The organism is Citrobacter sp. CK185 (assembly GCF_030333565.1).
GTDB lineage: Bacteria > Pseudomonadota > Gammaproteobacteria > Enterobacterales > Enterobacteriaceae > Citrobacter_B > Citrobacter_B koseri.
Genome location: NZ_JAOWFR010000015.1, coordinates 110,269 through 135,836, shown reverse-complemented (window position 1 = coordinate 135,836; position 25,568 = coordinate 110,269). Strand labels below are relative to the sequence as shown.

At 55.7% G+C, this 25,568-nt stretch carries 20 protein-coding genes; 2 read left to right on the top strand and 18 right to left on the bottom strand.

Annotation, left to right across the window (positions count from 1 at the left end):
• Window positions 1-118: 118 nt before the first annotated feature.
• The 6 genes from glgP to asd all read right to left on the bottom strand — a co-directional run bounded on the left by glgP (window position 119) and on the right by asd (window position 10,958).
• Window positions 119-2,566, bottom strand: coding sequence for a glycogen phosphorylase (gene glgP / locus OGV79_RS02900; RefSeq protein WP_047460644.1), 2,448 nt, complete (start codon window positions 2,564-2,566; stop codon window positions 119-121).
• 19 nt (window positions 2,567-2,585) lie between these two features.
• A complete protein-coding gene (gene glgA / locus OGV79_RS02895; RefSeq protein WP_286467166.1) occupies window positions 2,586-4,019 on the bottom strand; it encodes a glycogen synthase GlgA in 1,434 nt (477 codons plus the stop codon).
• Window positions 4,019-5,314: a glucose-1-phosphate adenylyltransferase gene (gene glgC / locus OGV79_RS02890; protein ID WP_058668212.1), complete on the bottom strand. Its 1,296-nt coding sequence runs from the start codon at window positions 5,312-5,314 to the stop codon at window positions 4,019-4,021. Before glgC ends, glgA begins: the two co-directional genes overlap by 1 nt.
• A gap of 17 nt (window positions 5,315-5,331) precedes the next feature.
• Complete coding sequence (glgX, locus tag OGV79_RS02885) at window positions 5,332-7,305, bottom strand: glycogen debranching protein GlgX (protein WP_047460642.1); 1,974 nt, start codon at window positions 7,303-7,305, stop codon at window positions 5,332-5,334.
• Window positions 7,302-9,488, bottom strand: a complete 2,187-nt coding sequence (gene glgB / locus OGV79_RS02880) for a 1,4-alpha-glucan branching enzyme (protein ID WP_012135537.1) — start codon at window positions 9,486-9,488, stop codon at window positions 7,302-7,304. The genes glgX and glgB overlap by 4 nt, the downstream gene beginning before the upstream one ends.
• A 363-nt stretch (window positions 9,489-9,851) precedes the next feature.
• Window positions 9,852-10,958, bottom strand: coding sequence for an aspartate-semialdehyde dehydrogenase (gene asd, locus OGV79_RS02875; RefSeq protein WP_012135538.1), 1,107 nt, complete (start codon window positions 10,956-10,958; stop codon window positions 9,852-9,854).
• Window positions 10,959-11,149: 191 nt separating this feature from the next.
• On the opposite strand from asd, the gene yhgN reads away from it, so the two are divergent.
• On the top strand, window positions 11,150-11,743 hold the full coding sequence (yhgN, locus tag OGV79_RS02870) for an NAAT family transporter YhgN (RefSeq protein WP_012135540.1): 594 nt from the start codon (window positions 11,150-11,152) through the stop codon (window positions 11,741-11,743).
• 84 nt (window positions 11,744-11,827) lie between these two features.
• Here the strand turns inward: yhgN and gntU are convergent, their stop codons facing one another.
• The 6 genes from gntU to ggt form a co-directional block, all read right to left on the bottom strand.
• Window positions 11,828-13,168: a gluconate transporter gene (gntU, locus tag OGV79_RS02865; RefSeq protein ID WP_047460635.1), complete on the bottom strand. Its 1,341-nt coding sequence runs from the start codon at window positions 13,166-13,168 to the stop codon at window positions 11,828-11,830.
• Window positions 13,168-13,698 carry a gluconokinase gene (gene gntK, locus OGV79_RS02860; RefSeq protein WP_024131019.1) on the bottom strand — a complete coding sequence of 177 codons (531 nt, stop codon included), beginning with the start codon at window positions 13,696-13,698 and terminating at the stop codon, window positions 13,168-13,170. Before gntK ends, gntU begins: the two co-directional genes overlap by 1 nt.
• 139 nt (window positions 13,699-13,837) lie before the next feature.
• The gene (gntR, locus tag OGV79_RS02855; protein ID WP_024131020.1) at window positions 13,838-14,833 is read right to left on the bottom strand and encodes a gluconate operon transcriptional repressor GntR; all 996 of its coding nucleotides are present in this window, start codon (window positions 14,831-14,833) and stop codon (window positions 13,838-13,840) included.
• 296 nt (window positions 14,834-15,129) lie between these two features.
• On the bottom strand, window positions 15,130-15,825 hold the full coding sequence (gene yhhW, locus OGV79_RS02850) for a quercetin 2,3-dioxygenase (RefSeq protein ID WP_012135544.1): 696 nt from the start codon (window positions 15,823-15,825) through the stop codon (window positions 15,130-15,132).
• 124 nt (window positions 15,826-15,949) lie between these two features.
• Window positions 15,950-16,987 (bottom strand): oxidoreductase, encoded by a 1,038-nt coding sequence (locus OGV79_RS02845; RefSeq protein WP_110494876.1) that lies wholly within the window; start codon window positions 16,985-16,987, stop codon window positions 15,950-15,952.
• Between the two features lie 462 nt (window positions 16,988-17,449).
• Complete coding sequence (gene ggt / locus OGV79_RS02840; RefSeq protein WP_049009224.1) at window positions 17,450-19,195, bottom strand: gamma-glutamyltransferase; 1,746 nt, start codon at window positions 19,193-19,195, stop codon at window positions 17,450-17,452.
• Between the two features lie 120 nt (window positions 19,196-19,315).
• Between ggt and OGV79_RS02835 the strand changes: the two genes are divergently transcribed.
• The gene (locus OGV79_RS02835; protein ID WP_012135554.1) at window positions 19,316-19,696 is read left to right on the top strand and encodes a DUF2756 family protein; all 381 of its coding nucleotides are present in this window, start codon (window positions 19,316-19,318) and stop codon (window positions 19,694-19,696) included.
• Here the strand turns inward: OGV79_RS02835 and ugpQ are convergent.
• The 6 genes from ugpQ to livF all read right to left on the bottom strand — a co-directional run bounded on the left by ugpQ (window position 19,677) and on the right by livF (window position 25,568).
• A complete protein-coding gene (gene ugpQ, locus OGV79_RS02830) occupies window positions 19,677-20,426 on the bottom strand; it encodes a glycerophosphodiester phosphodiesterase (protein ID WP_214143547.1) in 750 nt (249 codons plus the stop codon). The genes OGV79_RS02835 and ugpQ overlap by 20 nt on opposite strands.
• On the bottom strand, window positions 20,423-21,493 hold the full coding sequence (locus OGV79_RS02825; protein ID WP_012135556.1) for a sn-glycerol-3-phosphate import ATP-binding protein UgpC: 1,071 nt from the start codon (window positions 21,491-21,493) through the stop codon (window positions 20,423-20,425). Before OGV79_RS02825 ends, ugpQ begins: the two co-directional genes overlap by 4 nt.
• A gap of 8 nt (window positions 21,494-21,501) precedes the next feature.
• Window positions 21,502-22,347, bottom strand: a complete 846-nt coding sequence (gene ugpE / locus OGV79_RS02820; protein ID WP_012135557.1) for a sn-glycerol-3-phosphate ABC transporter permease UgpE — start codon at window positions 22,345-22,347, stop codon at window positions 21,502-21,504.
• Window positions 22,344-23,231 carry a sn-glycerol-3-phosphate ABC transporter permease UgpA gene (ugpA, locus tag OGV79_RS02815; RefSeq protein WP_024131024.1) on the bottom strand — a complete coding sequence of 296 codons (888 nt, stop codon included), beginning with the start codon at window positions 23,229-23,231 and terminating at the stop codon, window positions 22,344-22,346. Before ugpA ends, ugpE begins: the two co-directional genes overlap by 4 nt.
• A 100-nt stretch (window positions 23,232-23,331) precedes the next feature.
• The gene (ugpB, locus tag OGV79_RS02810) at window positions 23,332-24,648 is read right to left on the bottom strand and encodes a sn-glycerol-3-phosphate ABC transporter substrate-binding protein UgpB (RefSeq protein WP_024131025.1); all 1,317 of its coding nucleotides are present in this window, start codon (window positions 24,646-24,648) and stop codon (window positions 23,332-23,334) included.
• Window positions 24,649-24,854: 206 nt separating this feature from the next.
• Window positions 24,855-25,568 carry a high-affinity branched-chain amino acid ABC transporter ATP-binding protein LivF gene (livF, locus tag OGV79_RS02805; RefSeq protein WP_047463875.1) on the bottom strand — a complete coding sequence of 238 codons (714 nt, stop codon included), beginning with the start codon at window positions 25,566-25,568 and terminating at the stop codon, window positions 24,855-24,857.

Here is a 25,568-nt window from a genome sequence, read left to right as displayed (position 1 = left end):
GCTACGCCTTATCCGGCCTACAAAACAGTCCACAGGCCCGGTAAGCGTCAGCGCCACCGGGCCTTTTGCCGGATGGCGGCTAACGTCTTATCCGGCCTACAGCTAGTCCTGCCCCGTGTTACAACCTTACCGAATCAATGTGCCAGATATTTTCGGCATACTCCTTGATCGTCCTGTCGGAAGAGAAATACCCCATATTGGCGATATTGAGCATCGCTTTCGCGGTCCACTCTTCGGGATGACGATACAATTCATCCACCTTATCCTGGCAATCAACATAGCTACGATAATCCGCCAGCACCTGATAGTGGTCGCCAAAGTTAATCAACGAATCCACCAGATCACGGTAGCGCCCCGGCTCTTCCGGGCTGAACACGCCGCTGCCGATCTGCGTCAGCACCTGGTGCAGCTCCGTATCTTTTTCGTAATACTCGCGCGGTTTATAGCCCTGCTTGCGCAGTTCTGCCACCTCTTCCGCCGTATTACCAAAGATAAAGATATTCTCCGCCCCCACATGCTCCAGCATCTCGACGTTTGCGCCGTCCAGCGTACCGATGGTCAGCGCGCCGTTGAGCGCAAACTTCATGTTACTGGTGCCGGACGCCTCCGTACCCGCCAGCGAAATCTGCTCAGACAGGTCGGCGGCAGGAATAATGACCTGCGCCAGGCTCACGCTGTAGTTCGGGATAAACACCACTTTCAGCTTATCGCCAATCTGCGGATCGTTGTTGATCACCTTAGCAACGTCATTGATCAGGTGAATAATGTGCTTCGCCATGTAATAGGCCGAAGCCGCCTTACCGGCAAAGATATTCACGCGCGGCACCCATTCCGCCTCAGGATCTTCCTTGATGCGGTTATAACGCGTAATCACATGCAGCACATTCATCAACTGACGTTTGTACTCGTGAATACGTTTAATCTGCACATCAAACAACGCCTTCGGATTGACCACCACGTTCAACTGCTGAGCGATGAGTATTGCCAGCCGTTTTTTGTTTTCCAGCTTCGCCTGGCGCACCGCGTGATTCACCAGCGGGAAATCGCAATGCTGCTGTAGTTCGCTTAGCTGGCTGAGATCCGTACGCCAGGTGCGCCCGATATTTTCGTCCAGCACCTCAGAAAGCGACGGGTTCGCCAGCGCCAGCCAGCGGCGCGGCGTCACGCCGTTGGTCACGTTGCAGAAGCGGGTCGGGAAGATACTCGCAAAATCAGCAAACAGCGACTGCACCATCAGGTTAGAGTGCAGCTCCGACACGCCATTCACTTTATGGCTCACCACTACCGCCAGCCACGCCATACGGACGCGACGACCGTTGGACTCATCGATAATCGACGCCCGCCCCAGCAGAGCGGTATCGTTGGGATACTGCTCCTGCAACGTTTTCAGGAAATAGTCGTTAATCTCAAAGATGATCTGCAAATGACGCGGCAGGATTTTACCCAGCATATCCACCGGCCAGGTTTCCAGCGCTTCGCTCATCAGCGTGTGGTTGGTGTAGGAGAAGACCTGGCAGCACACCTCAAACGCATCGTCCCAGCTGAATTTGTGCTCATCAATCAACAAGCGCATCAGTTCCGGGATCGACAGCACCGGGTGGGTATCATTGAGGTGAATGGCGATTTTATCCGCCAGGTTGTCATAGGTTTTATGCAGCTGGTAGTGGCGGCTCAGAATGTCCTGTACCGTTGAGGAAACCAAGAAGTACTCCTGGCGCAGGCGCAGCTCGCGTCCCGAATAGGTGGAGTCATCCGGGTAAAGCACGCGGGATACGTTTTCAGAGTGGTTTTTATCCTCTACCGCCGCGAAATAGTCGCCCTGGTTAAATTTACCAAGGTTGATTTCGCTACTGGCCTGAGCGCTCCACAGGCGCAGCGTGTTGGTGGCGTCGGTATCATAACCCGGGATAATCTGGTCATAGGCCACCGCCAGAATCTCTTCGGTTTCAATCCAGCGGGCTTTCTTGCCTTCCTGCTGAATTCGCCCGCCGAAACGCACCTTGTAGCGCGTATTATGGCGTTTGAACTCCCACGGATTGCCGTATTCCAGCCAGTAGTCCGGGGACTCTTTCTGCCGCCCCTCGACAATGTTCTGCTTGAACATGCCGTAGTCGTAGCGAATTCCATAGCCGCGCCCCGGCAGGCCCAGGGTCGCCAGCGAATCAAGGAAGCACGCCGCCAGACGGCCAAGACCGCCGTTGCCAAGACCGGGGTCGTTCTCTTCATCAATCAGTTCTTCGAGATCCAGCCCCATCGCTTCCAGCGCCCCTTTAACATCGTCGTAAATACCCAACGATAACAAGGCATTGGAGAGGGTTCGGCCAATCAAAAATTCCATCGACAGGTAATAGACCTGACGGGTTTCCTGCGACAGTTGAGCACGGTTAGAACGCAGCCAGCGTTCCACGAGGCGATCGCGCACCGCGAACAGCGTGGCGTTCAGCCATTCATGTTTATTGGCAATGACCGGATCTTTACCAATCGTGAACATCAGTTTGTAGGCAATAGAATGCTTAAGCGCTTCTACGCTAAGAGTGGGCGATGCATAAGTAAATGGAGCATTCATATAGGTGATTCCTGGATAACTATTTCAAGCGATAGTAAAGCTCGCGGTAAGACTTCGCCGCGACTTGCCAGCTAAAATCCATGGCCATAGCCTGGCGTTGCACAAACCGCCAGAGCGAAGGTCGGGACCACAACACGAAAGCACGCCGGATCGCCCGTAACAGAGACCAGGCATTACTATCTTCAAATACAAACCCACTGGCGATGCCGTCCGCCAGGTTTTCCAGCGAACTGTCCGACACCGTATCAGCAAGCCCACCGGTACGCCGCACCAGCGGCAGCGTGCCGTACTTCAGTCCGTATAACTGCGTTAAGCCGCACGGCTCAAAGCGGCTGGGCACCAGAATGACATCCGCCCCGCCCATGATGCGGTGAGAGAAGGCTTCGTGATAGCCGATCTGCACGCCCACCCGGCCTGGGTGTTCCGCCGCCGCCGCTAAAAATCCTTCCTGCAATACCGGATCGCCCGCGCCCAGCAGCGCCAGTTGCCCGCCCTGCTCCAGCAATCCCGGCAACGCCTCCAGCACCAGATCCAGCCCTTTCTGGCTGGTCAGACGGCTGACCACGGCGAACAGCGGCGCTTTGTCATCCACTTTCAGCCCCATCGCAATCTGTAGCTGGCGCTTGTTCTCCGCTTTCTCCTCCAGCGAATCACGCGTATAGCGCGCCGCCAGCAGCAGATCCGTTTCCGGGCTCCAGATTTTCTCATCCACGCCATTCAGCACGCCGGACAGACGCCCTTCCTGATGACGCTGACGCAGCAGGCCTTCCATCCCGTACGCGAACTGCGGCTCGGTAATTTCACGCGCATAGGTCGGGCTCACCGCCGTAATATGGTCGGCGTAATACAACCCCGCCTTCAGGAATGAAATCTGCCCGTTAAACTCCAGACCATGCATGTTATAGAACGACCATGGCAGTTGGATGTCATCCATGTGATGTGCATAAAACATGCCTTGATAGGCCAGGTTGTGTACGGTAAACACCGATTTCGCCGGACGCCCGCGCGCAGCCAGATACGCAGGCGCCAGGCCTGCATGCCAGTCGTGCGCATGCACCACATCCGGGCGCCAGAATGGATCAAGCCCGCAGGCCATTTCACATCCCACCCATCCCAACAGCGCAAACCGCAGGACGTTATCGGTATAGGCGAATAAATTCGTATCGTGATAAGGGCTTCCCGGACGATCATACAGATGCGGCGCATCAATCAGGTAGATTCCCACGCCGTTATAATGCCCGAACAGGAGCGTAATTCTTCCCGCAAAGGTATCGCGCCGGGTCACTACCTGCGCATCCGGGATGCCCCGACGAATATCAGGAAATGCAGGAAGCAGCACACGAGCATCCACACCATCCGCAATCTGTGCCGCAGGCAACGCGCCAATCACATCCGCCAGACCACCTGTTTTGAGCAGGGGGAACATCTCTGAACATACATGTAAAACCTGCATTATCGCTCCTGTTTGACCTGCAATTTGCGCAGCATTTCACGCGTGACCAGCACAATGCCTTCCTCTGAACGGTAGAAACGACGGGCATCTTCTTCCGCGTTTTCGCCAATCACCATACCTTCCGGGATTACGCAGGCGCGATCGATGATGCAACGACGCAAGCGGCATGAGCGTCCAACCCAGACCTCTGGCAGCAGGACTGCCGAATCGATGTTACAGAATGAGTTCACCCTCACGCGCGGGAACAGGACGGACTGCACCACCACCGAACCGGATATAATGCACCCGCCGGAGACCAGCGAGTTAAGCGTCATGCCGTGGCTGCCGGAGCGGTCCTGAACGAATTTTGCAGGCGGCAGAGACTCCATGTGCGTGCGGATCGGCCAGTCCTGATCATACATGTCGAGTTCCGGCGTCACCGAGGCCAGGTCGAGGTTGGCTTTCCAGTAGGCTTCCAGCGTGCCCACATCGCGCCAGTAAGGTTCAGATTCGGGATCGGACTGCACGCAGGACAGCGGGAATGGATGCGCATATGCCATACCGGCTTTGGTGATTTTTGGGATGATATCTTTACCGAAATCGTGGCTGGAGGTGTCGTCTTTGTCGTCCTCCTCCAGCAACTCATACAGATAATCGGCGTTGAAAATGTAGATCCCCATGCTGGCGAGAGATTTCGTCGCGTCGCCAGGCATGGCTGGCGGATTCGCCGGTTTTTCAACAAACTCGATGATCTTGTCACCCTCGTCCACCGCCATCACGCCAAACGCGGTGGCCTCTTCAATCGGCACCGGCATACACGCCACGGTGCAGCGCGCTCCTTTTTCGAAGTGGTCGATCAGCATGCGCGAGTAGTCCTGCTTGTAGATATGATCGCCCGCGAGGATCACCACATATTCCGCTTTATAGCGACGAATGATGTCCAGGTTCTGGGTCACGGCATCCGCCGTTCCACGATACCAGTTTTCACCCTGCATCCTTTGCTGGGCGGGAAGCAGGTCGACGAATTCGTTCATCTCTTCGCTGAAGAATGACCAGCCGCGCTGAATATGCTGTACCAGAGTATGAGACTGGTATTGCGTAATCACGCCAATGCGGCGGATCCCGGAGTTAATACAGTTGGATAAGGCAAAATCGATGATGCGGAACTTACCGCCAAAGTGCACGGCAGGTTTGGCACGTTTGTTGGTTAAATCTTTCAGGCGTGTACCACGGCCACCGGCCAGGATCAGGGCAACAGATTTTAATGGCAGCTGGCGCGCCAACATTACACGATCGTTCTTCTCTAAACTCACCATGACTAACTCCTTTTTTATCATCTCTGGAACACACACAGTCCGTGCGCAGGTCCCTGCCAGACAGCCGTAATCACCGGATTATCCTCTCCAGCGAATGGGGGAATAGCGTGCCACTCCCCTTCAGGTAAAACGATATCTGTCACCTCAAGCGTGGCGTTTATCGCGATAAGGAAGCGGTCTGAAAGCAGGATCTGCATCTGTTTCGGCCCGTTTTCCCACTCGCCCGCGCTTAAGGGCTCTGCATTTTTATTCAGCCAACGAACATTGCCGTCATTTTCTTCCCACCAGCGATTTCCCACTAATGCCGGTATCTGCTGGCGAAGATGAATCAATGCAGCGGTAAAGGTGGTTAGCCCACTGTTTGCCTGCTGCCAGTCCAGCCAGGTTAATGCGTTATCCTGGCAGTAAGCGTTATTGTTGCCGTGCTGGCTATGGCCGTGTTCATCGCCCGCCAGCAGCATCGGCGTTCCCTGAGAAAGCAACAACGTGGTCAGCAGGGCATGAATGCTGTCGCGCCGCCGTTCAATCAGATCCAGCGTGCCGCCTAATCCCTCTTTACCATGATTATCACTGTAATTGTTGTTGGTGCCGTCCCGATTTTCCTCACCGTTCGCCTCATTGTGTTTCTGATTGAAACAAACACAGTCGCGCAGCGTAAAACCGTCATGCGCGGTGATCAGATTGACGGACGCATTGGGCAGGCGATCGTGGCGTTTAAACACATCGCTGGAACCGGCGAAACGTCCGGCAAACTCACCGAGGGGTAGATTGCGTTGCAACCAGAAGCGGCGTGCCGCGTCACGGAAATGGTCGTTCCACTCGGCAAACGGCGGCGGGAAATTCCCCACCTGATAGCCGCCTTCGCCGATATCCCAGGGCTCAGCAATGAGCTTCACGCTCGACAATACCGGGCAATTGTTGATGGCGGTAAACAGCGGCGCATCCTGACGGAACGCCGGGGTGCGCCCCATCACGGAGGCCAGATCAAAACGAAAACCGTCCACATGGCATGTTTCAACCCAGTAACGCAGGCACTCGCACGCAAACTCCACCACACCGGGATGGCTCAGATTGAGGGTGTTGCCGCAGCCGGTCCAGTTGTGATAGTCGCCATCCTCCTTGATCCAATAATAGCTACGGTTGTCGATTCCGCGCAGGGAGAAGAGCGGCCCGTCGAGATCCAGCTCCGCGCTATGGTTCAGCACAATATCAAGAATGACTTCAATACCGGCTTTATGCAGCGCTTTGATGGCATCGCGAAACTCATCCAGCGCCGTTTCCGGGGAGCAGGCATAAGCCGGATGCAGCGCGAACATCGCCACCGGGTTATAGCCCCAGTAATTCGACAGCCCCAGGCGCTGTAAGCGCGGTTCACTGGCAAAATGCGCCACCGGCAACAGCTCCAGCGCGGTAATGCCCAACTGCTTGAAATACGCGATCATCACCGGATGGCCCAGCGCCTTCCAGGTGCCGCGAATCTCTGACGGGATCGCCGGATGCAGGTACGTCAGCCCCTTCACATGCGCTTCGTAGATGACCGTGTTACCCCACGGCGTGCGCGGCGGGGCGTCATCTTCCCAGTCATAGCGGTCGGCGGTGACAACGCACTTCAGGGCAACGGCGGCATTATCACGATGATCCGGCTCGTCGTACCCGCCGTGCAGCAGCGGGTTATCCTTCAGCTCCCCTTCAACGCGGCGAGCGCAGGGATCGATAAGCAGTTTTGCCGGGTTAAAGCGGTGCCCTTGCGCGGGTTGCCACGGGCCGTGTACGCGATACCCGTAGCGCAGGCCGGGTCTGGCGTCGGCAAGGTAGCCGTGCCAGACATCGCCGCTGCGCCCCGGCAGGTCATACCGCTGCTCATTGCCGAGCGCATCAAACACGCACAGTTCAACGCGCTCCGCATGTGCCGAAAAAAGCGTGAAGTTGACGCCATGACCGTCATACGTCGCGCCATGCGGTGTCGCTTTGCCGGTTGCCAGTTGCGTCATTCACCCTCCCGCACAAGCCAGATGGTGGCCAGCGGCGGCAGCGTCAGACTCAATGAGTGCTGGCGGCCGTGGCTGGCGATCTCGTCGCTGTGCACCACCCCGCCGTTGCCGGTATTGCTGCCGTGGTAGTGCATGGAGTCGGTATTCACAATCTCCCGCCATTTCCCTGGCTGATTGATGCCAAAACGATAGTCATGGCGCGGCACCGGGGTAAAGTTGCTGGCGACGATGATTTCATTGCCGACTTTATCGCGGCGAACAAAAATCAGCACCGAACGTTCGTTATCATCCACCACCAGCCATTCAAAACCGTAAGCGTCAAAATCAAGTTCATGCAGCGCTTTATGGTGGCGATAGGTATGGTTGAGATCGCGCACCAGCCGCTGTACGCCGTGGTGCCAGTTGTCGCCGCCTTCCAGCAGATGCCAGTCAAGGCTGGCGTCGTGGTTCCACTCGCGCCCCTGGGCGAACTCGTTGCCCATAAACAGCAGTTTCTTACCGGGGAACGCCCACATCCAGCCGTAATAGGCGCGCAGGTTGGCGAATTTCTGCCAGGCGTCGCCAGGCATACGGTCGAGAATCGATTTTTTGCCATGCACCACTTCGTCATGCGACAGCGGCAGGACAAAGTTTTCGGTGTAGTTGTAGAGCATGCCGAAGGTCAGCTTATCGTGATGATACTGGCGATGAACCGGGTCCAGCTTCATGTAGTCCAGCGTGTCATGCATCCAGCCCAGGTTCCATTTGTACCAGAAACCCAGTCCGCCCATATCCTGTGGTCGGGACACGCCAGCAAAGTCAGTGGACTCCTCGGCCATGCTCACCGCGCCAGACACCTGCTCTCCCAGAATACGGTTGGTATTGCGTAAGAACTCAATGGCTTCCAGGTTCTCACGCCCGCCGAACTCGTTGGGGATCCACTCGCCTTCTTTGCGGCTGTAGTCGCGGTAAATCATCGACGCCACGGCGTCTACACGCAGCGCATCAATGCCGAAACGCTCAATCCAGTAAAGCGCGTTCCCGACCAGATAGTTGCTGACTTCACGGCGCCCGTAGTTATAGATAAGCGTGTTCCAGTCCTGGTGATACCCTTCGCGCGGGTCGCTGTGCTCATACAGTTTGGTGCCATCGAAATCCGCCAGACCAAAATCATCCGACGGGAAGTGGCCCGGCACCCAGTCAAGAATGACGTTCAGACCCGCCTGATGAGCGGCATTGATGAAATAGCGGAAGTCATCGCGCGTGCCGAAACGGCGGGTCGGCGCATACAGCCCGGTCGGCTGGTAGCCCCAACTGCCATCAAAGGGATGTTCATTAACAGGAAGCAGTTCGAGGTGGGTAAAGCCCATCCATTTTACGTATGGAATAAGCTGATCCGCCAGTTCGCGGTAGCTCAGCCAAAAATTGTTATCGGTATGACGACGCCACGAGCCCAGATGCACTTCATAGATGGAGACAGGCGCATCGAACCGGTTGGCTTGTTTGCGCTCTTCCGTCTGCACCACTTTTTCCGGTAGACCGCAGATCAGCGAGGCCGTTTCCGGGCGCATTTGCGCTTCAAACGCATACGGGTCGGCTTTGATTCTCAGCTTGCCATGCGCATCGATCATCTCGAACTTGTACAACTGACCGTGTTGCGCGCCGGGAATAAACAGCTCCCAGATACCGCTCTCTTTGCGCAGGCGCATCGGGTGGCGGCGGCCATCCCAGTAGTTGAATTGCCCAACGACGGAGACGCGCTGGGCATTCGGCGCCCAGACGGAAAAACGGGTTCCAGTAACGCCGTCCATTGTGTCGGCATGTGCGCCCAGCGTTTCATACGGGCGTAAATGCGTGCCTTCAGACAGCAACCAGGCATCCATTTCCTGGATCAGCGGGCCAAAACGGTAAGGATCGTCAATCAGATTCTGCTGTCCATGCCAGACAACAGCGAGCTGATAGCGAAAGAAATTTTTGCGTCGGGGGAGCACACCGCTAAAAAAACCGCGTGAGTCGATACATTCTAGTTTGCCGACTTTACGTCCGGTTTTCGGTTCAATCACCCACACTTCGGTGGCATCAGGCAATAGGGCGCGGACTTCCAGTCCCGCGGTGGTTTGGTGCATACCAAGTACGGAAAAAGGGTCCGCAAAATGGCCCGCAATTAGCGCGTTAATCACGTCTCTATCGATACGATCGGACATGGCTGTCTTCCTGTTTTATGGTGTCACCCCTTCCAACTGATCTTCGACATCAGGTTGTGACACTTCTTTGACCTGAACGGCGCAGCACCAATGTGCATCCTCTCTGCCCCGTCCCACCTTCAGGCTAAGGCTTAATACCTCCGGTATTAAGACACCCTTAAAGAATAGCCAATGCTTTATCTTACTCCTGGTAAATATTGGAACATCTGCGCTTACTCCTGTATTACGCAAAAAAAAGGGTGACTCAGCACCCAACATTTAAACTCTGTTTTGTTTGCCGGATGGCGGCGATGCGTTATCCGGCCTGATGATTCACGTTATTGGTGGGCCTGATAAGCGTTCGCGCCACCAGGCCATCCACAATTACGCCAGCTGACGCAGCATACGGCGCAGCGGTTCTGCCGCGCCCCAAAGCAGCTGGTCGCCAACGGTAAAGGCGGAGAGGAACTCCGGCCCCATGTTCAGCTTACGCAGGCGGCCAACCGGCGTAGTGAGCGTGCCGGTAACGGCAGCCGGGGTTAACTCACGCAGGGTAATGTCACGATCGTTGGGCACCACTTTCGCCCACGGGTTGTGCGCGGCCAGCAGTTCTTCCACGGTCGGAACAGACACGTCTTTTTTCAGTTTAATGGTGAACGCCTGGCTGTGGCAGCGCAGCGCGCCGACGCGCACGCACAGACCATCCACCGGGATCACGGAAGAGGTGTTGAGAATTTTGTTGGTTTCCGCCTGGCCTTTCCACTCTTCGCGGCTCTGGCCGTTATCGAGCTGTTTGTCGATCCACGGAATCAGGCTGCCCGCCAGCGGTACGCCAAAGTTATCAACCGGCAGGTCGCCGCTGCGGGTCAGGGTCGTCACTTTGCGCTCAATGTCGAGGATCGCGGAAGAAGGCGTCGCCAGCTCATCGGCTACGTGACCGTACAAGTGGCCCATCTGCGCCAGCAGTTCGCGCATATGACGCGCGCCGCCGCCGGACGCCGCCTGGTAAGTCGCAACAGAAACCCAGTCCACCAGGTCATTAGCAAACAGACCGCCCAGCGACATCAGCATCAGGCTGACGGTACAGTTACCGCCGACGAAGGTTTTAATGCCGTTGTTCAGGCCGTCGGTAATGACATCCTGATTAACCGGATCAAGAATAATGATGGCGTCGTCTTTCATGCGCAGCGAGGATGCTGCGTCAATCCAGTAGCCCTGCCAGCCGCTTTCACGGAGCTTTGGATAGATTTCGTTGGTATAATCGCCGCCCTGACAGGTCACAATGATATCAAGCGCCTTCAGCGCGTCGAGATCAAAGGCATCCTGAAGTGTGCCGCCGGGCGTACCGCCGAACGTCGGCGCTGCCTGCCCAAGCTGGGAAGTAGAAAAGAAAACAGGGCGAATGGCATCGAAGTCGCGCTCTTCAACCATGCGTTGCATGAGTACAGAGCCGACCATACCGCGCCAGCCGATAAAACCAACATTTTTCATAGCGTTTTTTTCCTGCAAAGATGTGTGCTGTGTATGCAAACCAGTGTCCTACTGGTTCTTCCTTCACCATACAAAAAGCAGCCAAAGTCGCAAGTGAAATTAATCAATGATAGCGAAGCCATCAGTAATGCGACTTATCCCGCTTCCTAAGCAAGCAGAAAGTCCGCAGTAATTATCAGGGAATTTGAGTTATGAATGAAATCATTTCAGCGGCAGTTTTATTGATCCTGATTATGGATCCACTCGGAAACCTGCCCATTTTCATGTCCGTACTGAAACATACCGAACCAAAGCGCCGCCGGGCGATTATGGTTCGCGAGCTGTTTATTGCGCTTTTACTGATGCTCATTTTCCTGTTTGCGGGCGAGAAAATTTTGGCTTTTCTCAACCTGCGGGCGGAAACCGTGTCGATCTCCGGGGGGATTATTCTGTTCCTGATCGCCATTAAGATGATTTTCCCCAGCGCATCAGGCAACAGCGCCGGACTCCCGGCGGGCGAAGAACCGTTTATCGTACCGCTGGCTATCCCTCTGGTGGCGGGCCCGACCATCCTGGCGACGCTGATGCTGTTATCGCATCAGTATCCGAACCAGATGGGGCATCTGGTCATCGCTCTGCTGATCGCCTGGGGCGGCACGTTTGTGATTCTGCTGCAATCGTCGCTGTTCCTGCGTCTGCTGGGCGAGAAAGGGGTTAACGCGCTGGAACGTCTGATGGGGTTGATTCTGGTGATGATGGCGACCCAGATGTTCCTGGACGGCATTCGGATGTGGATGAAAGGCTAGCCGGGTGGCGCTTACCCGGCCTACGGTGTGGATATGTGCTCACTTGCAGGCCCGGTAAGCGGCGCGCCACCGGGCAACAAGTACTCAGCTCAGAAGCTGGAACGCAATCATACCGACAATCGCGCCGACGGTGCCGAGAATAGTTTCCATCATCGTCCAGGTCTTCAGCGTTTGCGCTTCGGTCGCGCCAGTGAATTTACCGAACAGCCAGAAACCGGCGTCGTTTACGTGGCTAACCACGATAGAACCGCCCGCGATACAGATAGACAATGCCGCCATCTGCGCGCCGGAGAAGTTCAGTTGTTCCACCACCGGCATCACCAGCCCCACCGCCGTTAAGCACGCGACGGTCGCGGAACCCTGAATGATACGCACCGCTGCCGCCAGCACGAAGCAGGTGATAGCAATCGGCAAGCCCATACCGGTTAACGCTTCGCCCAGCGCCGGGCCAACGCCGGAATCCACCAGAACCTGCTTGAACACGCCGCCTGCGCCAATCACCAACAGAATAATGCCCGCCGGTTGCAGCGCCTGACCGCAGATCGCCATGACTTTATCTTTCGCCATCCCCTGACGCACCGCCAGGCCATAGATTGCCACCAGGCACGCCACCAGAATCGCGGTGAACGGGTGGCCGATAAACTCAAACCATTCGTAAGCGCTGGAACCTTCCGCGACAAAGCGCGCGGCGATCGTTTTCAGCCCTACCAGCACCAGCGGCAGCAGGATCAGCGAGAGGCTGAAACCAAATGACGGCATTTTACCTTCGCCCAGATGCGGTTCGGTAATGTCGTCCGGGACATGCAGTTCCACATAGCGGCCAATAAAATTACCAAACAGCGGCCCGGCGATGATCATGCCAGGGATTGCCGCGCACAGACCAATCAGGATCATCCAGCCAAAATCAGCGTGCATTTGGGACGCCAGCAGCATCGGCGCAGGCCCGGGCAGCAGAAACGCCGCAGCCGCCGCCACGCCCGCAAACAGCGGAATGACCAGCTTCACAAGGTTTGTTCCGGTATGGCGCGCCATAGAGAATGCGACGCTGATCAGCAGCACAATGGCGACTTCAAAGAACAGCGGCAGCGCGCAAATCAGCCCCGCCAGACCAATCGCGTAATGCGCGCGGCTGTGGCCGAAAGATTTGAGCATTTTGACGGCAATCTGATCGACTGCGCCCGTCTCATGCAAAATTTTGCCGAACATGGCGCCCAGTGCGACGACAATCGCCAGGAAGCCAAGCGTACCGCCCATCCCTTTTTCCATCGTCGCCGCGATTTTATCGAGCGGCATACCGGAAAAGAGACCTGCGCCAATAGACACCACCATCAAAGCAACGAAGGCGTGCATACGCGCCTTCATCACTAAAAACAGCAGCAGTAAAACAGAACCTACTGCTGTTAAAACAAGCGTTAATGTACTCACTACTTACTGCCTTTGTTAATGACCTCAATGGTGCTTGCCACGACACCTTCCAGCGGCTGATCGATATTCACCACCAGTACATCGCTCTCGTCAGCGCCCGGCTCTTCCAGCGTGTCAAACTGAGTTACCAGCATCTGCGTTTTAAAGAAGTGGCCTTTACGTGCCTTCAGGCGGCTTTCGATAACGTCAAAATCCCCTTTCAGGTAGATGAAAGACAGGTTTGGATTACCGTCGCGCAGCAGGTCGCGATAGTGTTTTTTCAGTGCGGAACAGACAATCAGCGATACCTTATTGGTTCGCTGCATCGCAAACGCCGCATCGTTCAGCGCCTGTAACCACGGCTTGCGGTCGTCGTCATTCAACGGCTCGCCGGAGGCCATTTTCATGATGTTGCAACGCGGATGGAGAAAATCGCCATCAAGAAACGCGGCATGCAGCTGATGCGCCACTTCGCTGGCGACAGCGGATTTGCCACTGCCTGATACGCCCATCAGAACGTAAATGTGGTGATCATGGTTAGTCGTGCTCAAAGTGGTGCCCCCACAGTACAAGGATCAGGAATTGTTACGGGTAACTGTTATCGGTAACATTGTCCGGCCGGACCAGAATAGAAGCAATATCCATTCGTGGCAGAAGTGAATAAGTGTGAGCTACTTCAAATTTGTTGGACTAAATAGATCCACCCGGTGACAAGGTGAAACCTAAATCTAACATTTTAGGCGTCACCGCTTCACCGCGTATGCGCGCCAGCAGGCGCTCTGCGCCGATACTGCCCATCCGCTCACGCGGCGTGAGTACGCTGGCCAGACGCGGTTCCATCACCTGACCAATGTCGTGGCCGTGGAAACCGGCAATCGCCATATCATCAGGAATTTTGAGCCCTAAACGCTGGCATTCGAACGCCGCCCCGACGGCAAGGTCATCGTTGGTACAGAAAATACCGTCCAGTTGCGGGTATTCACGTCTTGCCTGGCGGATCAGCTCAATCCCGGAAGAGTAAGACGACGATTGCTCCACCATCACGCTGTAGGGCACCAGCCCGGCGTCCAGCATGGCCTGTTCATAGCCCTTCTGTTTGATGATAGTACGTTCGTCGAGGCGCGCCCCCAGATAGGCGATATGACGATGGCCACGCGCGATAATCGCGGCGGTCATCTGACGAGCGGCTTCAAAGTTGTCAAAACCGACGGCGATATCGAGGCATGGCGATTTGCTGTCCATCAGCTCCACCACCGGAATGCCCGCGACTTCAATCATTTTGAGCGTGCGCGGCGTATGGGTACGTTCAGTGAGGATTAGCCCGTCAATGTTCCATGACAGCATCGACTCCAGACGTTCCTGCTCCATTTCCGGCTTATAGCCGTAGTGCGCCAGCATCGTCTGGTAGCCGTGGGCATCGGTGACGGTCTCAATGCCGCGTAACACCTCGGCGAAAACCTGGTTGGTTAACGACGGCAGCAGAACGCCCACCGCACGGCTGGTCGCGTTAGAAAGAATATCGGGAGCACGATTGGGAATGTAACCCAGTTCATCAAGTGCAGCAGCGATCTTGCCCCGCAGCGCGACGGAGACCTGCTCCGGGTTACGCAGAAAACGGCTGACCGTCATTTTGGTCACGCCTACGCGGTCAGCCACATCCTGAAGTACGGGTCTTTTCTTTTTCATCGTCCTGAAAGGCATAAAAGGGATAGATTTCCCCAGTTTACCACGGACGTGCATGAACCTTCGCAGAGAAAACTAAGGTTGTTTTTGTATTGTGAGAAATACACTAAATCATTCGAGTTGCATCAAGGCGGCGACGCAGTGACAAATTCGTCAGGAACGAATTTGAACAACCGAAGGTTGCCTCTGGTGAGGGACAAGGATGTCCCTCATTAAATCCCCGGAAGCGTACATCGAGTACGCGACCGGGGTGAGCCAGGAAGCCAACAAAGATGCGGCTTGAAGGATGACGTGTATTTTTAAACTGGCGGCAGGTCGAACAACAACACTTCGCTATCGCTGTCGGCATGGATGGAGATCGCCTGCTCATCCCAAATCGCCAGACCGTCGCTGGTAGACGCTTTGGTGCCGTTAATGGTGACGTTACCTTTCACCACCTGAATCCAGATGCGGCGTTCGGCGGAGATCTGGTGTACCGACTGTTCGTCTTTCAGCAGCGCCCAACGGTACAGTTCCATGTCCTGATTCACTTTCAGCGAACCGTCGCGCGCATCCGGCGACAGCACCAGCTGTTTGCCCTGTACGGCGTCAAAACGACGCTGCTCGTAACGCGGTGTAATCCCGTTTTCCTGCGGCATGATCCAAATCTGATACAAACGCAGGCGGTCGGTATTGCTCGGGTTGTATTCCGAGTGACGAATGCCCGTCCCGGCGCTCATGATCTGGAACTCACCGGCAGGAACCTGCTCTTTGTTACCCATGCTGTCCTGGTGTTCCACTGCGCCTTCCAGCACATAGGTCAGGATTTCCATGTCTTTATGCGGGTGCGTCCCAAAGCCCTGGCCTGCTTCAATAACGTCATCGTTAATCACGCGCAGTGCCGAGAAGCCCATAAAGTTAGGGTCATAGTAGTTTGCAAAAGAAAAAGTATGCCAGGAATCCAGCCAGCCATGATTCGCATGACCACGGTCGTTTGCTTTGCGTAAGTAGATCATTGTATTCACCCCCCAGATGTTTTCGATGGAGTAAGTGTGAACCCAATCCAGACGGGATCATAGAGGGTGAAAATTGACTCCTCTGTTCAAAAATTATGAACAAGCCCAGAGACGTTGATTTTGTTTATTTCGCAAGGGTTACTGTGGCCGGAGACGCCTGTTCAAACGCCCGCTCAAGGATCTCAAGGTTGGTGAGAACGTCAGATTCCTTGACGTAATTTGGCACGCCATGCGTAATGGTCTCGAACAGGGCGTCATAAACGCGGCCATAGTCGCCGACCTCCGGTTTCATCTCTTCTTTCACCGTCACACCTTCGTCATTAACGTATTCCAGCAGGCCGACAGAATCATCCGCCGCAAACCCCGGTTCGCCGGGCATGATATTGGCCTTCAGGCTGGTTTCCTGCTGGTCGATGCCGTACTTCACAAACGAGCCTCTGGTGCCATGAACGATAAATTTCGGGTAATCGATCTTCACTAAATGGCTGGTTTTAACGATGGCTTTCAGATCGCCGTAAAACAGCTGCGCTTCGAACGTATCATCCGGGTTGGCTTTATTGCGCAGGCTGCGGATGTCATAAGCCACATGGTCCGGGCGTCCGAACAGCGAAATCATTTGATCCATCGTATGCACGCCGAGGCCGTAAAACGCGCCGTCCTGCGGCAGGCCAGGTTTGGTTTCCGCAACCGGTCGGTAGTAATCAAAGTGGCTTTCAACTTCAACAATCTCGCCCAGTTTACCGCTCTCAATCGCTTTTTTGGCAGTCAGGAAACAGGAGTCAAAGCGGCGGTTCTGGTACGGCGTGACGGTCAGCCCTTTGCTCCGCGCCAGTTCGAACAACACTTTCGCCTCGGCAAGCGTTGGCGTAAACGGTTTTTCCACCAGCACGTTTTTTCCCGCCTCCAGCGCGCGCCGGGCGTAGTCAAAATGGCTGTCCGCATGGGTACAGACGATCACCAGTTTTACCTGCGGATCGTTCAGCACTTCATCAAGATCGCTGGTGAAGTGAATATGCGAGTAGATCGGCGCCTGCTCCTCCGGCTTCGCGTGACGGCGGAAGATATGCGCAACATGCCAGCTGCCTTTACGGTTAAGAACATACGGCAGATGGTAGCGGGTGGTGCTTTTACCAAAGCCAATAAATGCGCAGTGTAAGGTCATGGGAGTGTCCTTTTTGAAAGGTGATTGCATACACCATAGCGCAAACAACATGTGGGAAATAGCGGTGAAACGATCGTAGGCCGGATAAGCATAAGCGCCATCCGGCATCACAAGAGCCATTGCCGGATGACGGCTTTGCCTTATCCGGCCTACAAAACTGACCAGCAAACCAGCCCGAAACTGAGCCAAAAAAAAAGCCAGCACCCGGCTGGCTAAAGTAATACTGGAAGCAATGTGAGCAATGTCGTGCTTTCAGGTTCTCCGCAAGGGTCTCCCTGAACGCAGAGCAATAATAATCATTCTCATTCGCACTTGTCCAATACTTTTTGCAAAAAAATGCAGTTGACTCCGTTTTTAAAGTCAATGATGTTTAAAAGGACTTTTAATCTGCTAAGGGTGCAGAGAAGCATGGCTTTGAAATTGAAGGCACCGGCAAACGTAACGCTACCGGGCAATTTCACCTCAATACCCCGCCGTTAAATCATCGACTGAGCGCGGGTCAGACGCGCCGTACAGCGAACCATCCGGTCCAACCATGATGCTCTGGGTGCTGCCCATCGCTTCTTTCAGCGCGACTTTTTGCCCACGCTGTTCCAGGAGTTTCAGCGTATCCGGGCTAAAGCCCTTTTCCACGCGCAGCTCATCCGGCAGCCACTGATGATGGAAACGCGGTGCGTTGGTCGCCTCAGCGACATTCATCCCGAAATCGATACTGTTGACCACCATTTGCAGCACGGTGGTAATAATCCGGCTACCGCCAGGGCTGCCTGTCACCAGCCAGGTTTTGCCGTCTTTCACCACAATGGTCGGCGACATTGACGACAGCGGACGTTTCTTCGGCCCTACGGCGTTAGCATCGCCGCCCACCAGACCGTAAACGTTTGGTACGCCAGGTTTCGCGGAGAAGTCATCCATCTCATTGTTGAGCAGAATTCCGGTGTTTCCCGCCACAATCCCGGTACCAAACGTGGTGTTCAGGGTGTAGGTGACGGCCACCGCGTTGCCGTCTTTATCCACCACCGAGAAATGGGTGGTCTGATTGCTTTCATACGGCGCCAGTTTACCGGGGCGAATCTCGCTGGACGGTTTGGCTTTATTGATATCTATCTGATCGGCAATGGATTTCGCATACGCTTTACTGGTCAGCGCCTGCCACGGCACCTTCACAAAATCCGGGTCGCCGAGATACTCCGACCGATCGGCATAGGCATATTTCTCCGCTTCAGCCATTATCTGCATGGCATCGGCGCTACCAAACCCGTATTTCTTCATGTCGAAGTTTTCAAGGATATTGAGGATCTGCACGATATGAATGCCGCCGGAGGACGGAGGCGGCATCGAAAAGACCTGATACCCGCGATAGTCGCCGCTAATCGGCGTGCGTTCTACCGCTTTGTAAGCCGCCAGATCCTCTTTGGTGATAAGCCCCCCGTTCTTCTGCATTTCCTGTGCGATCTGGTCGGCTATTGCCCCTTTGTAGAAGGCATCAGGGCCATTCTCAGCAATCATCTCCAGACTTTTCGCCAGGTTTTTCTGCACCAGCTTGTCGCCCTTCTTCAGCGGTTCGCCGTCTTTCCAGAAAATGGCCTTGCTGTTTTCATAATTCGGCAGCACCTCGCTACCGTAGGTTTTCAGGTCATCCGCCAGCGCATCGTTGACGACGAATCCCTCATCCGCAAGTTTCATCGCCGGGCGTATCACTTTGTTGAGCGGCAGGGTGCCGTATTTCTCCAGCGCCAGCGAGAATCCGGCCACGGTGCCCGGCGTACCGGTCGCCAGGTGCGACGTCAGCGATTTTTTACTGTCAGGATTGCCCTGATCGTCCAGGAACATATCGCGGGTGGCATTGGCTGGCGCCATTTCGCGGAAGTCGATCGCCGTGGTGTTCCCGTCTTTGGTGCGCAGCAGCATAAAACCCCCGCCGCCGAGGTTCCCCGCCTGCGGATGCGTCACCGCCAGCGCATAGCCAACGGCAACCGCCGCATCGACGGCATTTCCCCCTTGCTTAAGGATATCGACGCCGACCTGGGTCGCCATCGCATCCACGGATGCCACCATCCCCTGCTTCGCACGAACAGGGTGGAAAACATCCTCTTCAACACCGTATGACACCGGAGGTGGCGCAGGCGGCGCGGCAACAACACTAAAACAACTTCCTGAGAGCAGAGCAGCAATGGCTACCCGGCGCAAAAACGTCGGTTTCATCATCGTTATTCTCCAGAGATACGGGGTCAGCCCCCCACTAAGCCTGGTGCATAACTCTGAAATAATCATCGTTGCGGCGGGAAAGGAGTAAACTTAATAGATCCCCCCAGAGGAGGAAAGACGATGAAACGACTCTTAATTTTAGCGGCGCTACTGCCGTTTTCTGGCTTTGCGCAGCCCATCAACACCATGAATAACCCGAATCAGCCGGGGTATCAGATCCCGAGTCAACAGCGGATGCAAACCCAAATGCAGACGCAGCAGACCCAGCAGAAAGGGATGCTTAACCAGCAGTTAAAAACGCAGACCCAGCTTCAGCAACAGCATCTGCAAACGCAGATGAACAATAACGCGCAGCGGGTCCAGCAGGGCCAGGTGCGTGAGCAGGTTTTACCAAACAACAATGGCGGGATGTTAAGCGGTGGAACCCGCCAGAGCAGCGGTCAGCAACATCTGCTGCCCCAGCGACAGAGTGGCGATATGCTCAATAACTCGCCGCAGTAAAATCCGGCCCAATCACATCAATGGCATCGGTACAGATGCAGTCCACGCCCCAGCGCAGCAGTTCCGCCGCGCGCTGGGGTTTGTTGACGGTGTAAACCAGAATGCGCAGTCCCGCCGCCTTGAGCACTTTTACCCGCGCTTCATCAAGCAATTTATGGTTGAGATGAACAGAGACGCAGCCCAGCCAGGTCGTCAGCGTATGCCAGTCGTCACGCCAGTCATCCAGCAGTAAACCGCGCGGTAGCTCTGGCGCCGCCTTTTGCGCCGCTTCCAGCGCATCAATTTCAAACGATGAAAGCAAAGGCGCGGTCATTCCAGACCACAGCTCCCGCGCCGCCAGCGCCACCACTCTCCCCGTCAATGGCCCGGTGCCGGTCGTCGGTTTAATTTCAATATTCGCCATCATGCCGTGCTCGCGGCAGCGTTCCGCTACCTGAGACAACAGCGGCAACGGCTCGCCTTTAAACTTGCCGCTAAACCAGCTCCCGGCATCAACGCGCAACAGATCCTGCCAGTTGACTTCCCCCGCCACGCCCCAGCCGTTACTGGTGCGCTCCAGGTTGTCGTCATGCAGCAGAAAGATCTCGCCGTCTTTCGACAGCTTCACGTCAAACTCAATCATCGTGTGTCCGCACCGCGCCCCCACGTCAATCGCCGCCAGCGTGTTTTCCGGTGCGAGTTTTCCGCCGCCGCGATGCGCGACGATGTGGGGATAAGGCCAGTTACTCATACTCGTTGTCCTGTTTCGCCATCGAAAAGATGCAGATGATTTTCCGGCAAATGCAGCCATAGCGTGCCGCCTGCCGTCGGGCGTTGCTGATGCGCCAGCCGCACGACCATTTTTTGATCGCCCCAGCGTCCGTGCGCCAGGTTATCCGCCCCCAGCATCTCCAGCGTGTCCATCACCAGCGGTACACCGCCTTCCGCTTGCGAGCTTAGCGCAATATGCTCAGGACGGATACCCAGCGTCATTTTCCGCCCGGCATAGCGACGATAGTTCCAGTTAACGGGCAGCGCCATCCCGCTCTCCAGCTCAAAATGGGTGCCTGCGGCGCTGATGCGCCCCTCCAGCAGGTTCATCGCCGGGCTGCCGATAAAACTCGCCACAAAGCGGCTGGCGGGCTTCTCATACACCTCTACCGGCGTACCGATTTGCTCCGCCACGCCTTTGTTCATCACCATCACCCGCTGGGCGAGCGTCATCGCTTCGACCTGATCGTGCGTCACGTACAGCGAGGTGGTTTTCAGGCGGCGATGCAGATGTTGTAACTCAAGGCGCATCTGGACGCGCAATTTAGCATCAAGGTTGGACAGCGGCTCATCAAACAGGAAGACGGCCGGATCGCGCACAATCGCACGCCCCATTGCCACACGCTGGCGCTGGCCGCCGGAAAGCTCGCGTGGACGGCGTTTGAGCAAACCGTCCAGCTCCAGAATCCGCGCCGCCTCTTTCACCCGTTCGGCAATATGCCCTTTGCCCATGCCGCGAATCTTCAGCCCCCACGCCATGTTCTCCTCTACGCTCATGTGTGGGTAGAGCGCGTAGTTCTGGAACACCATCGCAATGCCCCTGTCTTTCGGCTCCATCTCCGTAACGCGCTGGCGGTCAATCCAGATATCGCCGCTCGTTACCCGCTCAAGCCCGGCCACCATACGCAGCAGCGTCGATTTACCGCAGCCGGACGGCCCAACCATCACAATAAACTCGCCATCCGCCACATCCAGCGTTAACGGCTGAATGACCTGGGTTTTGCCGTCCCAGCTTTTGGTTACTGCCTGTAATTTCAAACCAGCCATAAAATTTCCTACTTCTCACTGTCCACCAGGCCGCGTACAAACGCGCGCTGCATGGCTAAAACGATAACGACGGGGGGAATCAGGGTCAGCAGCATCGCCGCCATCACCTGATTCCACTGAGTAGTGCCTTCCCCGGTGGCGATCATGCCTTTAATCCCCGCAACGGCAGTGCCGAGATCAACGTCGGTAATAATCAGCAACGGCCACAGGTACTGGTTCCAGCCGTAGATGAAAGTGATGACGAACAGCGCCGCGAGATTGGTTTTTGACAGCGGCAGCACGATGTCGCGGAAAAAGCGCATCGGTGAAGCGCCGTCGATGCGCGCCGCTTCAATCAGCTCGTCCGGCAGCGTCATGAAGAACTGGCGAAACAGAAAGGTGGCGGTCGCTGAGGCCATCAGCGGCAGGGTCAGACCCGCGTAGCTGTCGAGCATTTTCAGATTGGCGATCACTTCCACCGTCGGGAAAATACGCACCTCAACCGGCAGCATCAAGGTGATAAAGATCATCCAGAAAAACAGGTTACGCAGCGGAAAACGAAACCAGACAATGGCAAACGCCGACAGCATAGAAACGGTGATTTTCCCCACCGTAATGCCAAAAGCCATGATGAAACTGTTAAGCATCATCAGCCAGAACGGCGCGCTGTTCACGCCCACGCCGTTAACCCAGATCGTTGCCATGTTTTCCAGCAGATGCGTTCCGGGGATGAGCGTCATCGGCGTATCGAACACCGCGCGGTTGTCCAGCGTCGCCGCCACAAAGGCGACGTACAAGGGAAACAGGATCACCACAATCCCCAGAATCAACATAGTGTGGCTGAATATCGTCAGCCCGCGACGGTTCTCAATCATTGGTAACGCACCTTACTTTCCACATAGCGGAACTGGATAACCGTCAGAATGATGACGAGGAACATCAGCACCACCGACTGTGCGGCAGAGGCGGAGAGATCCAGCCCGGCAAAGCCTTCGCGGTAAATCTTATAAATCAGCGTGGTCGTCGCCTGTACCGGTCCGCCTGCGGTAGCGGCGTCGATCACCGGGAAGGTGTCGAAGAAGGCATACACCAGATTGACCACCAGCAGGAAGAAACTCACCGGCGCAATCAGCGGTAGCGAAAGTTTAAAGAAGCGCCGAACCGGCCCCGCCCCATCAATCGCTGCCGCTTCCGTCAGCGAGCGGGGAATGGATTGCAACGCGGCAAAAAAGAACAGGAAGTTGTAACTAATCTGCTTCCAGACTGAAGCGAACACCACCAAAAACATGGCCTGGCCGCTGTGTTGCGCATGGTTCCAGTCATAGCCGAACCCGGCAAGAAAATGGGTGATTAGCCCGCGCCCGGGGTTGAACAGGAAGATCCACAGTACGGCGGCCACCGCTGGCGCAACGGCGTAAGGCAGCAGCATCAGCGTTTGATACAGGCGGCTTGCGCGTACCACGTAATCCACCAGCGCGGCGAAAAACAGTGAGACCAACAGGCCGCTTACCGTCACCAGCGCACTGAATTTCATCGTCGTCCAGAAGGAGTCGAGGTAGTAGCTGTCATGGAATAAGGCGACAAAGTTATCCAGACCGACAAACTGGCTGGACAGCCCAAACGGATCGACGCTTTGCAGCGAATACCACAGCGCTTCGCCCGCAGGCCAGATAAAGAAAATGACGGTGATCGCCAGTTGCGGCGCAACCAGCAAATACGGCAGCCAACGCGAGCGAAACACCGGACGGGATGATGACATGAAGATTTGATTCCTGAACAGTGCCGGGTGGCGGCTTCGCCTTACCCGGCCTACGGTCTTGTAGGCCCGGTAAGCGCAGCGCCTCCGGGCATATCATGCGTTACGATTTCGTTGACTGCTCAAAGCGACGCAGCAGCTGATTACCACGCTCAACGGCGGCATCCAGCGCCTGCTGCGGGGATTTCTTCCCGGTCCACACGCTTTCCAGCTCCTCATCCACAATGGTGCGGATCTGCGGCATGTTGCCCAGACGCAGACCTTTGGTGAACGGCAACGGCGGCTTGTTCAGCATCTGGCGCGTGGCAATATCCGCGCCGGGGTTCTTGTCATAGAATCCCTGCTCGCGGGTCAGGTCGTAAGCCGCTTTGGTGATCGGCAGATAGCCGGTTTTCTGATGCCATTCAGCGGCATTTTCCGGCTTCGCCAGGAAGTCGAGGAATTTCGCCACGCCGGTGTAGGTCTCTTTGTCTTTACCCTGCATCACCCACAGGCTCGCCCCGCCGATAATGGCGTTTTGCGGCGCATCTTTGGCATCCGCGTCATAAGGCATCATGCCTACGCCGTAATTAAATTTGGCGTAGTGGCGGATATCCGCCAGAGAACCGGAAGAGGCGGTGGTGATGGCGCAATCGCCGTTGTAGAACTTCTCAGTGGATTCGTCTTTACGCCCGAAGTAGCTGAAATCACCCTTCTTGTTCAGTTCTTCCAGCAGCGCGATATGTTTCACCTGCTCCGGCTTGTTAAATTCCAGCACCGCGTCAGTACCGTCAAAGCCGTTATTTTGAGTGGCGACCGGCAGACCATGCCAGGCGCTGAAGTTTTCAATCTGAATCCAGCCCTGCCAGCCGCTGGCGTAGCCGCACTTCATTCCCGCCGCCTTCAGCTTCGCGGTGTACTCCGCCAGATCCTGCCAGGTTTTCGGCGGCTGCTCTGGATCTAAACCGGCCTTTTTGAAAGCGTCTTTGTTGTAGTACAGCACCGGCGTGGAGCTGTTAAACGGCTGGGACAACAGATGTCCGCTTTTGGAATCGGTGTAGTAACCGGACACCGTCGGTACAAACTGCGACTCATCGAAACTGATGCCCGCGTCGCTGAACACTTCATAGACCGGTTTAATCGCTTTCGACGCCATCATAGTCGCGGTGCCGACTTCATAAACCTGCAACAGCGCCGGAGCGTTGCCGGTACGAAACGCGGCGATACCCGCGCTCAGGCTCTGTTCATAGTTGCCCTTATACACCGGCACAATCTTGTAATCAGGATTGGCCGCATTGAAACGTTGCGCCAGAGAATCAACCTCTTTCCCCAGCTCGCCTTCCATAGAATGCCAGAATGGAATGGTGGTAACGGCCATGGCGTTTCCCACGAATGCCAGGCTTAACGCCAGTCCTAACGCTGTATGTCGTAACGATGTCATTCGCTTATCTCTCTTGTTGTGCCGGATGCGCGATATCACGCGTTTTATGCTCGCGAGGTAACATGACATGCGCGAATGACAGAAAAATAACTTTTTAGTTACAAATAAATGACAGCCAAACGTCAGCAGGATGATAAGAAGATGATGGAATGGTGAAGATAATATGTAGGCCCGGTAAGCGTAGCGCCACCGGGCACACAGACGGTTCAGCCTCCGAGGTATGCGCTGCGCACCGCTTCGTTGGCCAGCAACGCATCGCCGGTATCTTCCAGCACCACATGACCGTTTTCCAGCACATAGCCGCGATCCGCCAGCTTCAGCGCCTGATTCGCGTTCTGCTCGACGAGGAAGATGGTCATTCCCTGCTCGCGCAGCTGTTCGATGGTATCGAAAATCTGCTGGATGATGATCGGCGCCAGACCCAGGGACGGTTCATCCAGCAGCAGCAAACGCGGCTGACTCATCAATGCACGGCCAATCGCCAGCATCTGCTGTTCACCGCCGGACATGGTGCCCGCACGCTGGATACGACGCTCATGCAAGCGCGGGAACAGCGCGTAAACCCACTTAATGCGCTCCTGAAACTGGTCGCGCTCGGCGAAAAAACCGCCCATCGCCAGGTTCTCCTCCACCGTCATACGGGAAAAGACGCGACGCCCTTCCGGGACAATCGCCACCGCTTCACGCATGATTTTCGCCGTCTGCCAGTCGGTAATGTCTTTGCCATCAAACACAATCCGCCCGCTGGTGGCGCGCGGATCGCCGCATAACGTGCCGAGCAGCGTGGTTTTACCCGCGCCGTTGGCGCCAATCAGGGTGACGATTTCTCCCTGACGAATATGCAGACTCACCTCGTGCAGCGCCTGGATTTTGCCGTAGTGGGCACTGACTTTGTCAAAGGACAACATGACTTTTTCCAT